The 11,828-nt window shown below is 66.3% G+C and carries 11 protein-coding genes; 3 read left to right on the top strand and 8 right to left on the bottom strand.

The window, feature by feature from the left end; all coding sequences use genetic code 11:
• The first annotated feature begins 9 nt into the window (after positions 1-9).
• Together GM910_RS16335 and GM910_RS16330 are read left to right on the top strand one after the other, a co-directional pair.
• Positions 10-675, top strand: a complete 666-nt coding sequence (locus GM910_RS16335) for a DUF1007 family protein (protein WP_159589081.1) — start codon at positions 10-12, stop codon at positions 673-675.
• A 238-nt stretch (positions 676-913) separates the two neighbouring features.
• The gene (locus tag GM910_RS16330) at positions 914-1,933 is read left to right on the top strand and encodes a nickel/cobalt transporter (RefSeq protein ID WP_484482036.1); all 1,020 of its coding nucleotides are present in this window, start codon (positions 914-916) and stop codon (positions 1,931-1,933) included.
• Positions 1,934-1,976: 43 nt separating this feature from the next.
• Here the strand turns inward: GM910_RS16330 and GM910_RS16325 are convergent, their stop codons facing one another.
• Together GM910_RS16325 and GM910_RS16320 are read right to left on the bottom strand one after the other, a co-directional pair.
• Complete coding sequence (locus GM910_RS16325) at positions 1,977-2,180, bottom strand: hypothetical protein (RefSeq protein WP_159589079.1); 204 nt, start codon at positions 2,178-2,180, stop codon at positions 1,977-1,979.
• 42 nt (positions 2,181-2,222) lie between these two features.
• Positions 2,223-2,951, bottom strand: coding sequence for a GNAT family N-acetyltransferase (locus GM910_RS16320; RefSeq protein WP_246226188.1), 729 nt, complete (start codon positions 2,949-2,951; stop codon positions 2,223-2,225).
• A 67-nt stretch (positions 2,952-3,018) separates the two neighbouring features.
• Between GM910_RS16320 and GM910_RS16315 the strand changes: the two genes are divergently transcribed.
• A complete protein-coding gene (locus tag GM910_RS16315; protein WP_159589075.1) occupies positions 3,019-4,191 on the top strand; it encodes a pyridoxal phosphate-dependent aminotransferase in 1,173 nt (390 codons plus the stop codon).
• Between the two features lie 296 nt (positions 4,192-4,487).
• Here GM910_RS16315 and GM910_RS16310 read toward each other — a convergent pair whose 3' ends face one another.
• The 6 genes from GM910_RS16310 to modA form a co-directional block, all read right to left on the bottom strand.
• Positions 4,488-6,107, bottom strand: coding sequence for a TRAP transporter large permease (locus GM910_RS16310; protein ID WP_159589073.1), 1,620 nt, complete (start codon positions 6,105-6,107; stop codon positions 4,488-4,490).
• A gap of 3 nt (positions 6,108-6,110) precedes the next feature.
• Positions 6,111-6,806: a TRAP transporter small permease gene (locus GM910_RS16305; RefSeq protein ID WP_159589071.1), complete on the bottom strand. Its 696-nt coding sequence runs from the start codon at positions 6,804-6,806 to the stop codon at positions 6,111-6,113.
• Positions 6,807-6,916: 110 nt separating this feature from the next.
• Positions 6,917-7,912 (bottom strand): DctP family TRAP transporter solute-binding subunit, encoded by a 996-nt coding sequence (locus GM910_RS16300; protein WP_159589069.1) that lies wholly within the window; start codon positions 7,910-7,912, stop codon positions 6,917-6,919.
• A 346-nt stretch (positions 7,913-8,258) separates the two neighbouring features.
• On the bottom strand, positions 8,259-9,344 hold the full coding sequence (gene modC, locus GM910_RS16295) for a molybdenum ABC transporter ATP-binding protein (RefSeq protein WP_159589067.1): 1,086 nt from the start codon (positions 9,342-9,344) through the stop codon (positions 8,259-8,261).
• On the bottom strand, positions 9,331-10,020 hold the full coding sequence (gene modB / locus GM910_RS16290) for a molybdate ABC transporter permease subunit (protein ID WP_159589065.1): 690 nt from the start codon (positions 10,018-10,020) through the stop codon (positions 9,331-9,333). The genes modC and modB overlap by 14 nt, the downstream gene beginning before the upstream one ends.
• Positions 10,017-10,775 (bottom strand): molybdate ABC transporter substrate-binding protein, encoded by a 759-nt coding sequence (modA, locus tag GM910_RS16285; protein WP_246226187.1) that lies wholly within the window; start codon positions 10,773-10,775, stop codon positions 10,017-10,019. The genes modB and modA overlap by 4 nt, the downstream gene beginning before the upstream one ends.
• Positions 10,776-11,828: the final 1,053 nt, after the last annotated feature.

Genomic DNA, 11,828 nt, shown 5'->3' with positions numbered 1-11,828 from the left:
CAGCAGCGCATGCACTCTTGGAAGAGAACAGCAACGGCGATGGGGACGGTCGCCGTTCTGTCCGCCGCGAGCGCTCCGTCGCTGGCGCACCCTCACGTCTTCGCCGAGGCTCGGCTGGATGTCGCCGTCTCCAAGGACAGCCAGGTTGAGGCGCTGCGCCACGTCTGGCGCTTCGACGATCTCTTCTCCAGCACCGTGCTCGTCGAGTTCGACCAGAACCAGGACCTTGAGCTCGACGCCGACGAGCTGCAGGAGGTCGCGAATGTCGTCCACGAATCGCTCGCCGAGTTCGACTATTTCCAGATCGTCACTGCCGACGGCCGCGACGTGGCCATGGAACCGCCGGAAAAGCTCATCGCCGACTTCACCGACAACCAGCTCATCATCCTCTTCGAATCGCGGCCGAAGGAGCCTCTGGAGCTTCAAGGCAAGTTGGATTTCGGCGTCTACGACCCGACCTTCTACACCGCCATCGACTTCACCGAGGACAGCTACATGGCGGTGGAGAACCTGCCGCAAGGCTGTAGCCGCGAGGTAATCCGCCCCGACCCCGACGAAGCCATCGCCCAGAACCAGCAAACGCTCACGGACGCCTTCTTCAACGAACCGGGCGGCAACGACCTCAGCAAGATCTTCGCAACCAAGCTCGAGATCCAGTGCAGCGCCAATGGATAAAATGAGTGAAGACTGCGCCCTTTCGCGCCCCCCTCTGTCCTGCCGGACATCTCCCTCACGAGGGGGGAGATTACGCCGGCCGCTTGCTCCGACACCTGTCCTGCAACGCTTGCGATTGGCGAAAACAGTGGCGAAGCCTGATCTCCCCCCTCGTGGGGGAGATGTCCGGCAGGACAGAGGGGGGCGCGAAAGGGCGCCGCTCTTACCCGGCTTCAGCAATTCGACAAAACTCGCGCTCATTGCAGCGGCGACGCTGCTCATCCTCCTCCCCGCCGCCCATGCCCAGAGCTCACTGGGCATCGGCGCGGCCGAACCGTCGATGGCTCCCAGCGGCCCCCTGGCCGGCCTCCTGCAATGGGTCAACGTCCAGCAGCAGGCCTTCTACCGGGCACTGACGGGCGCATTGAAGGCGATGCGCGAGGACGGCTCGCAGGTCTGGATGCTCGTCGGCCTCTCCTTCGCCTACGGCGTCTTCCACGCCGCCGGCCCCGGCCACGGCAAGGCAGTCATCTCCTCATACATGGTCGCCAACGAAGTGGCGCTGAGGCGCGGCGTCGCGCTCTCCTTCGCCGCCGCCATGTTGCAGGCGGTCACGGCGATCCTCTTGATGGCGGCGGTCTTTCTGGCGCTGCGCGGCACCGCCGTCTCCATGACCAACGCGACATGGTTCCTCGAAAGCGCCAGCTTCGCCCTCATCGCCGCCTTCGGCGCCTGGCTCCTGTGGCGCAAGCTGCGCCAGCTCACCGCGCGTGAGGGACCGTCGCAGCCCATGCACAGCCTGTCGGCCGCCCATGCGGGAGGCGACCATCACCACCACCCGCACGAGGACGGGCATCACCACCACCACGAGGACCACGACCACCATCACGCGCCGGGCGAGGTCTGCCCCTCCTGCGGCCACGCCCATGCGCCCGATCCCACACGTCTTGCCGGCGACCGCCTCGATTGGAAGACGGGCTGGTCGGCGGTAGCGGCGGTGGGCCTGCGGCCCTGCTCCGGCGCCTTGATCGTCCTCACCTTCTCCTTCCTCAACGCGCTCTGGCTGGGCGGCATCGTCTCCGTCTTCGCCATGGCGCTGGGCACGGCCATCACCGTCTCCATCCTGGCGACGCTCGCCGTGACGGCCAAGAACTGGGCGGTTGCGGTCGCCGGAGGCGGCACCTGGAGCGCCCGCATCCACACAGGCATCGAAATCGCCGGCGCCGCCCTCGTGCTGCTCCTCGGCCTCACGCTCTTGGCGGCGAGCCTGGCGGCGTAGCAGCATTGCTTTCCGGTCAGCTGAGCGCCCCTTCGCGCCCCCCTCACTTCCCCTTCCGCCTCTGGCTACGCGCCCGCAGCCAGAAAATCAGGAAGAATCCTGCCACGAAAAGGATCGCCACCACCACGGCAGCCACCGTCGAAATGTCACCGACGGCGATCATCACACGCGGCAGGAAGAAGGCGGCAAGGCCGAACCCTACAAGAATAACGGCCGCGGCGATGATGGCTTCGCGGTTCTCCTTCATGACGGCGCGCCGCCCGCATCAAGCTTCGCCGTTCGTCTTCCCTCAAACCGTCCCCGCACCCATCGTCTCCCTGATCGTCTCGAGCCGCCTTGCCTGGCGCCCGTCACCGTCGAAATTCTCCGGCGCCAGCCAGGCTTCCAGCGCCGCCCTCATCGTCGGCCATTCATGGTCGAGCATGGCATACCACGCCGTGTCGCGGTTTTCGCCCTTGACCACCATATGCTGGCGGAAAATTCCCTCGAAGCGGAAGCCGAAGCGCAGTGCGGCGCGCTTCGAGCCCTCGTTGCGGTCGTTGCACTTCCACTCGAACCGGCGGTAGCCGAGATCGTCGAAGATGTGGCGGGCGAAGAGATAAAGCGCCTCCGTCGCCAGGCGCGTCCGGGCGATCGTCGGCCCCCAATAGATATTGCCGATCTCCGCCACGCCGTTGGCGGCGTCGATGCGCATGAAGGCCTGCCGCCCGCCAATTGCGCCCGTCGCCTTGTCGATGACGGCGAAGAACAGCGGATCGCGGCTCGCCGCCGCTTCCTCCAGCCACGGCTGGAATTCGGCCCGGCTTCTGGGAGGGTGGAGATTGCCCAGCCAGCGGAAGCGCTCTTCGGCGTCGGCCACGCTCGAAGCGGTAAAGAGCCCGTCGCCGTGGCGCGCCGGCTCCAGCGGCTCCAGCCGTACATAACGCCCCGCAAGCGGCGCGCGGGCGGGCGCCGGTCTCGCGGTCCAGTGTTTCAGGTCGCCCACCGCCGTCTCCTTCACCACCGCCCTCTCCTTCAATTGACGTTTCCCGCGCGAAGCTTCACAAAAGCGCCGCACCATAACAGAACCAGATGGACGTCCTGAAATGCTCCAAACAGTGCCCGCCTTCGACCGCATCGGCGAGGAAAACGCCTTCGCCGTTCTCGCGCGGGCGACGGAACTCGCCCATCAGGGGCGCGATATCATCAATCTCGGCATCGGCCAGCCCGATTTCCGCACGCCGGAGCACATTGTCGAGGCGGCGGTGAAGGCACTGCGCGACGGCCACCACGGCTATACGCCGGCCACCGGCATCCTCCCCGCCCGCGAGGCGGTGGTCCGCCGCACGCTCATGACCACCGGCGTCGAGATCTCGCCCGACAATGTGATGATCCTGCCCGGCGGCAAGCCCACCATGTACGCCGCCATCGTCATGTTCGGCGAGCCGGGCGCGGAAATCCTCTATCCCGATCCGGGCTTCCCCATCTACCGCTCGATGATCGAGTTCACCGGCGCAACGCCCGTGCCGGTGCCCATCCGCGAGGAGAACGGCTTCGCCTTCTCCGCCGAGGAGACGCTGTCGCTCATCACCCCGAAGACCCGCCTCCTGATCCTCAACTCGCCCGCCAACCCCACCGGCGGCGTGACCCCGCGCGAAGAGATCGCAAAGCTGGTGAAGAGGCTCGAGGCGCATCCGCATGTCGCCATCCTCTCCGACGAGATCTACGACGTCATGACCTATGACGGCGAGGAGGCCACCTCGCTCCTCACCTTCCCGCAAATCCGCGACCGCCTCATCGTCCTCAACGGCTGGTCGAAGACCTGGGCCATGACCGGCTGGCGCCTCGGCTGGTCCATATGGCCGAACGACCTTTACGACAAGGTCCGCAAGCTCGCCGTCAATTGCTGGTCCTGCGTCAACGCGCCGGCGCAATATGCCGGCATCGCCGCCATCGACGGTCCGCAGGACGACGTGGAAAAGATGATGCGCGCCTTCGACGCGCGGCGGCGGATCGTCGTCGAAGGGCTGAACGGCCTTCCCGGCATCACCTGCCTGACGCCGAAAGGCGCCTTCTACGCCTTCCCCAACATCGGCGGGACGGGCTGGAAGGCCAAGGCGCTGGCCTCCGCCCTTCTGGAGGAAGCCGGCGTGGCACTCATCGGCGGTCCGGATTTCGGCATCCTCGGCGAGGGCTACATCAGGCTTTCCTACGCCAACTCGGAAGAAAACATCCTACGCGCCATCGAGCGCATCCGTGCGTTTTTGGCCGAGCGGTAGGGAGGCGCCAGCGTCACCGTCGTCATCCCGGAAGCCGGAGCGATAGCGGAGGCTGTCCGGGATGACGCGCGGAAAGAAGATGTCCGACACGGCAAAGGGGGTGCGAAGCGGCAGCAGCGTTTCGTTTAGCCGAACCGGCTGCCCGAATGCCAAACCCCACCCAAACGGAAGGGGCGGCACCAGGAGCGCCGCCCCTGTTCGAACCGTGCTTGGGAGGAGGAAAGCCGATCCGAAGACATCAGCCTGCGCCCCGAACGTTAAGAAATGGTTAACGAAATCTTAACCGCGCCACCCCCTCACCGCGCCACGATCTCCGGCCCCATCAGACTATAGGGCAGCCAGGTGGAAAGTACCGGCGTGTAGGTGATCAGGATCAGGAACAGGAACAGGACGGCCACGAAGGGAAGCGCGGCCCGCACCACCTGGATCAGGCTCATGCCGGTAATGCCGGACGTCACGAACAGATTGAGCCCGATCGGCGGCGTGATCATGCCGATCTCCATGTTCACCACCATGATGATGCCCAGATGCACCGGGTCCACACCCAGTTCCATGGCGATGGGAAAGACCACGGGTGCGACGATCAAAAGCAGGCCCGAGGGCTCCATGAACTGCCCGCCGAGCAGGAGAAGCAGGTTGATGGCGATGAGGAAGGTGAACCAGGTGAAGCCGGCATCCACCATCAGCCCGGTGATCGCCTGGGGAATGCGTTCGGACGTCAGCACATGGGCGAACAGGAGCGCGTTGACGATGATGAACATCAGCATCACCGTGGTGCGCGAGGCGTCCACCATCACCTTGTGCGTGTCGTCATTGAAGAACGCCCTGAAGAAGTTGCGGCCCATCAGCGCAAGGTTGCGCCGCCAGACCGGCAGGCTCGCGCCGATGAAGGCCGGGATGTTGCGCGGGTCCGTCTCCTCGTCGCGCCACACCGCATAGGCCGCCATGACGCAGAGCGAAAGCGCCAGCCCCACCAACGTGCGCCCGCGCAGGCTGACCCATTCCCAATCGGCCGTCAGGAAGAAGGTGAGGATCATCCAAACGAAGAAGAAGGCGACGGCATAGACGGTCGCCGAGAAGCCGGTGCGCGCGCTTCTGGGATCATCGCCCCTCACCCACGGAACGCCTTTCATCGGCCCCATGTCGCGGTAGACGAAAAGCGCCACCGCAAAGGCGTAGACGGCGGCCACGGCCGCGGCTTCCGTCGGTGTGAAGACACCACCATAGATGCCGCCGAGGATGATGATGATGAGAAACAGGCCCCACCCCGCCTGCTTGCCGCCCTCGACGATCTCGTGGATGCCCTTCCACTTCTCCGCCGGCAGGTCCTTCACCCGGGCCATGATATAGATGGCGATCATCAGCATGAGCCCCGCGACCAGGCCCGGCACGACGCCGGCAAGGAACATGCGGCCCACCGAGACGTCCGTCGCCGCCGAATAGACCACCATGACGATCGACGGCGGGATGAGGATGCCGAGCGTACCGGCATTGGCGATGATGCCGGCCGAGAAGTCCCTCGTGTAGCCCACCTGCCGCATGCCGGCGATCGCGATGGTGCCGATGGCGACCACCGTCGCCGGCGAGGAGCCGGAAAGGGCCGCGAACATCATGCAGGCGAGCACCGAGGCCATCGCCAGCCCGCCCCGGAAATGGCCGACCGAGGCGATGGCGAAACGGATGATCCGCCGCGCCACGCCGCCGGTCGACATGAAGGCTGAGGCGAGAACGAAGAAGGGAATGGCAAGCAGCGTATAGTTCTGCGAGGCCGTGAAGAGCTGCAGCGCCACCGACGAAACGGAATCGTTCGAGAAGAAGGCGATGACGATCAGCGACGACAGCCCCAGCGACACCGCCACCGGCACGCCGAGAAAAAGCAGCGTCAGGACGAGGATCATGAGGATCAGCGGCTCCATCGCTCAGTCCCTCACCACATCGCGGTTTTCGCTGACGAGGTCCTCCGCCTCGTGCCCGGCGATGATGACATCGCGCTCGCCGGTGGCGATGGCGACGACGCCTTCCAGCGCCCGGAAGGCGAGCAGCCCGAGCCCCACCGGCAGCATGAGATAGGCGATCCACCGCTGCATCCGCTCCTGCAGGCCGAACGTCTCCTGCATCCACAAGGGATAGCGCAGGTCGTCGAGCCCCGTGCCGCGGTCGAACATGAAGGTCCAGTAGCCGATGGCGCCCGTCTGGCGCCAATTGGTCGAAACGTCGGCGCCCAGCCAGGCGAGCCAGCCCGCGTAAAGCAGGATGAAGGCATAGAGAAACGTGCAGACGGCGCCGAAGATGGCGGCGGCCCGGAACAGCGGCTTCGGCATCAGCCGCACGAAGGCGTCGACGCCCAGATGGATGCCGTGCTTCACGCCGTAGCTCATGCCGAACAGGATCATCCAGGCAAAGAGGATACGCGTGAACTCCAGCGCCCCGCCCCAGCCCCGGTTAAAGCCGTAGCGGGCAACCACCTGCGTGAAGGAAACGAAGGTGATGAGAGCAAGGAGAACGGAAAGGACGTTCTCCTCGAGGCGCCCGACGCCGGCCGGATAACGCCTTTCAGCGACGAACAGAACGCCCACCAGCGCGACGAGCGCGAGCGAAGGCCATAGCAATGTCATCGGAGCCTCCCGAGCGGAAATCGCCGCGCTGTTCCCCAGGCTCGAGCCTTATCGTTCTTTGCGCGGATCTCTGAAGCGCACCCGCCGGAGCGGGTGCGCCGTTGGCTTGATCAGGAACCGTTCGAAGCGGCGGCATTGATGAGGTCGGCGCCGATGTCGCCCTCGAACTGCTCCCAGACCGGTTTCATCGTCGACACCCATTCCTCGCGCTGCTCGGGGGTGAGCTCGCGGATTTCCCCTCCCGCGTCGAGGATGTTCTGGCGGCAGGTCGCTTCCTTGTCGGCGACGGCCGCATTGGCCTCCTCCGTCACTTCCTCGGCGATCGACAGGAACTGGTCGTGCACCTCCGGCTCAAGGCCTTCGAGCCATTCCGTCGACGTCACCAGCAGGTAGGCCAGAAGCTGGTGGTTGGTCTCGGTGATGCCGTCCTGCACCTCGAAGAATTTCTGGGTGTAGATGTTGCACCAGGAGTTTTCCTGGCCGTCCACGACACCGGTCTGCAGCGCACCGTAGACCTCGTTGAAGGCCAGCTTCTGCGCCGACCCGCCCATCGCCTCGATCATCGCCACGGCAACGTCGGAGGTCTGCACGCGGAATTTCAGGCCGCTGGCGTCGCTCGGCTCGACGAGCGGCTTGTTGGCCGAAAACTGCTTCAGGCCCGACATCCAGTAGCCGAGGCCCGTATAACCCTCGTCCTCGGTCACCTTGAGCAGTTCCTTGCCTTGGTCGGAACCGTTGAAGGCGTTCACCGCTTCGAGGGTGGGGAACAGGAACGGCAGGTCGAACAGCCGGTACTTGAGCGTGTAGGCCTCGAACTTCGACAGCGAGGGAGCCGCCAACTGCACGTCGCCCAGAACCAGCGCCTCCATCACCTTGTCGTCGTCGTAGAGCGTCGAGTTCGGGTAGACCTCCATGCAGGCCGTGCCGTTCATCTCCTCGTTCACCCGCTCTGCGAGCAGCTGGGCGGCATCGCCCTTCGGGTGCCCCTTCGCGGCCACCACGTGGCTGAACTTGATGACCATCTCGCCGTCGTCGCACTGGGCATAGGCGTTGGATGCCAGCGTCGTCAGCGCAACGGCGGATAGCGCTCCTATAAGCATTTTCATGGCTCTACTCCTCCTCAATTGTCTTTTCGTCATTGTTCCTGAGCCCGCGGCCAAGGAATACCCCATGGGCTGGGAAATGCATAGATAAACGAGCCGCCTTTCACAACCGCTACCATATTACAACGCGGCTCCCTCCGGGGGTTATCGCAAATGGAGTCTTTGTTCGGCTTCGCCGGACCCCCACCCCTAACCCCTCCCCTCAAGGGGGAGGGGGACGATGGCGTGCTCGACCGGCTTCCCTCCCCCTTGAGGGGATGGATTGAGGGTGGGGGTCCGGCGAAGCCGAACTAAAGACTCCATATGCGATAGCCCTGCCCCACGAGGGGAGGTGGGCAGCCCGGCGGCGCTACTCCACCGCTTCGTCCGGCCGCATCAGCCGTGCCCGTTCCACCGAGACCGCCTTGACCAGCGCCACCACCCGCTGCCCGGCGGCAAGACCGAGCGTATCGGCGGACTTGCCGGTGATGCGCGAAAAGAGCCTCTGTTCGCCAAGCGCAAGAAGGACTTCGGCAACTGAGCCCGTCACCGACACGCGCTCGACCGTGCACGAAAGCTGGTTGCGGATGGAAAGCCCGTCATGCGGCCTGGTGGCGATGGCGACGTCCGAAGCCCGCACCCTGAGCCGCACGCGGGCGCCCGCCGGCAGGCCGGGCGCCGGCAGTTCCACCGTAGCGCCGCCGATATCCACGGTCGCCGTCTCGTAATGCGGGTCGATGCCCGTCACCCGCCCCTCCAGAAGCGCGACGATCTCCCCGCCCTCCTCTCCGCCGAGGATTTCGGCGGGCGAGCCGACGGCGCGCACGCGCCCCGCCTCCACGGCCACCACCCTGTCGGCAAGCCGCGCCACCTCGTCCGTCTCGTGGCTGACATAGATGACGGGGATGCGCGTCTCGCCCGCGACCGCCTCCAGATAGGGCAGTATCTCCGCCCGCCGCTGCCGGTCGAGCGAGGAGAGCGGCTCGTCCATCAGGAGGATCCGCGGATCGGCAAGAAGCGCCCGGCCGATGGCCACACGCTGCCGCTCGCCGCCCGAAAGGGTGCCGGGCAGGCGGTCGAGATGGTCTTCGAGGCCGAGAAGCGCCACCACCTCTGGCAAGGGTCTTCCCGCCGCCCGCCGGCCCGCCCAGCGCGCATAAGTGAGGTTCCGCCGCACGGAAAGATGGGGAAACAGCCGGTCCTCCTGAAAGACGAAGCCGATGCCCCGCGCCCGCACCGGCAGGTCGATGCCGGCCGCCGCATCGAAGAGCACGCGGCCGTCCACCACGATGCGCCCTTCATCCGGCCTAGCCGTGCCGGCGATCATCTTGAGGATCGTGCTCTTGCCCGCCCCCGAGCGGCCGAAGAGCGCGGTCACGCCCGGTTCGGCCTCGAAACGCGCCGAAACCGCGAAGCTGCCGGCCTTGCCGGCAATGTCGACCTCAAGCCCGCCCATCGCCGCCCCTCTGGATAAGCCGCCCCGCCCATTCCGACAAAAGCACCGCGCCGAGCGCCAACAGGATTGAGACGACGATGAGGCGCAGCGCCGCGGCGTCCCCGGTGGGGCTCTGCAAGAGGGAGTAGATCGCCAGCGAAAGCGTCTGCGTCTCGCCGGGGATGTTGGAGACGAAGGTGATGGTGGCGCCGAACTCGCCCAGCGCCTTGGCAAATGCCAGGACGGCGCCGGCCAGCAGCCCCGGCAATGCCAGCGGCAGCGTCACCGTCAGGAAAACGATGACGCGCGGCGCCCCGAGCGTCGCCGCCGCCTCCTCGAGCCCCCGGTCGACCGCCTCCAGCGACAGGCGAATGGGCCGCACGAGCAGCGGAAAGGCCATGACGCCGGCGGCAAGCGCGGCCCCTGTCCAGCGGAAGGCGAAGGTGAGGCCGAACACGGCCTCCATGGTCCGGCCGAGCGGACCTTGCGTGCCGAAGAGAAGGAGCAGCCCATAGCCGGTGGCGACCGGCGGCAGCACCAGCGGCAGGGTGACGATCGCCTGCAAAAGCCCCTTCCCGGCAAAGCGCCGGCGCGCCAACAGCCACGCCACGGCAAAAGCCGGCGGAAGCGCGCACAAGGTGGCCGCGATCGCCACCTTAGCCGATAAGAGGATGATCGCCGTCTCGGTCTCCGTCATCGCCCGCCCGCCTTCCTCGCAGCAGGCGGCGCAAAGCCCAGTTCGCGAAAGACCCCCTGCCCCGCATCGCCCGCCAGGAAATCGACAAAGGCTTCCGCCTGCGGCTTCGCCTTCACCGTCGCGGCGGCGGGATAGAGGATGGGCGGATGGCTCTCTGGCGGGAAGGTGTAGAGGCGGGGAAGCCCCGCCGCCTTCGCGTCCGACGCGTAGACGATCGCCGCCGCCGCCTCGCCACGCCGTGCAAGCTCCAGCGCCACGCGCACGTTCTCGGCAAAGACGGCCCTCTCCCGTACCGTTTCCCACAGGCCGAGATGCGTCAGGGCAGCCCGTGCGTAGCGCCCCGCCGGCACGTGGCTCGGGTCGCCCATGGCAATGCGCCCACGGGCAAGAAGTGCGTCCGGCCGGCTATCCGCCGCCGCCTCGGACGAGACGATGACAAGCGCGTTCCCCGCCACCTTCTTGACGCTCACCTCGCGCACCAGTCCGCGCTCAGTGAGCCAGTCCATCCACTCGATATCGGCCGAGACATAGACATCGGCCGGCGCCCCCGCCTCGATCTGGCGCGCCAGCACGGAGCTCGCGGCAAGGGAAACGACGGCCTCGATCCCGCTTTCCGCCGTAAAGGCAGGCACCACGCGGTCCATCGCGTCCTTCATGCTGGCGGCGGCAAAGATGGTAAGGCGCTCGGAAGCCCCCGCCGCGGGCGGAAGAAAACCGATAAGCGCCACAAGAACGGCGACAACAACCTTGATCAAACACATCCTCCAGGGTCGGCGGCGCGCTCTCCGCGCCCCATGAGCAGGACGTGATGGTGGACAGCCCCGGCATCCGCGCCCCGGATGCCGCCATGCCCTTGACACACAGGCAGCCAATCACCGCCGCCCGCACCCTCTCGGCGCCCCCAAGCTTATGCCGCGCGCACCGCCATTTGGCAAGAAAGCCCCCGCCTCCTCTCCGGGCGCCCGAACGGCTGTTGCGGGAGAACGCGGCGGCGGAGTGAGGAGCCGTAACCGAGGTTAGCGGCCAAGCCCGCGCCCCGTCGCGCCCCCCTCTGTCCTGAGCTTTGTCGAAGGGCCGGACATCTCCCCCACACGGGGGGAGATTGCGCTGGCCGTTTGCTCCGGTGCCTGTTCTGCGACGTAGATGATTGGCGAAAACCGTCATGACGGCCGATCTCCCCCCCCCCCGTGTGGGGGAGATGTCCGGCCCTTCGACAAAGCTCAGGACAGAGGGGGGCGCGACGGGGCGCCAGCATTTCAAAGAAACCCACCACCCGCGCGTCATCCCCGCCGCGGCGACATGCGCGTACTACGTGCCCATCCCCACCCCACCCGCGCGCGCGGGTGGGGATGACGCGCGCGGGTGGGGATGACGCGCGTCGGAAAGGCGGCAGGCGCCCTTCACCTCAGCCGGCGATGCCTCGCCTGCGCGGGGATAAAATGTGGCGACAAAAATTCTTTCTTCCCCACCAACCCATTGTTTTCCTTCGCTTCGGAATAATTTCTCCAACTTTTTCGCGGGAAAATACGCCCCCCTGCCCAGCCTGCCCGTACAATCCTCCCCATCGCTCTCGCGGGAACCGGGTCCGGACCGGGGATCAGGGAGAGCGGCGGAGACCTCCCCCTTCGGGCTCGGTACCCGGAGGCCTGAGGGCCCGCGACAGGCCGGCGGTGCCGGAAGCGCTGGGTGACAGCGTTGCCGGCATTGCGGAGAAGCCGCTAGGGCTTCTCGTCCGGCCCGGCAAAGCCCCCAATTGGGTGCAGCCGGGAAGAACGGGAAGCCCGAGTGATCGGCCGACTGTCGGGACA

It is taken from the genome of Chelativorans xinjiangensis (assembly GCF_009812055.1).
In the GTDB taxonomy this organism is placed as follows: Bacteria; Pseudomonadota; Alphaproteobacteria; order Rhizobiales; family Rhizobiaceae; genus Chelativorans; species Chelativorans xinjiangense.
Note: the sequence above shows the minus strand (reverse complement) of the source record. Positions and strands in the feature narration are given on the sequence as shown.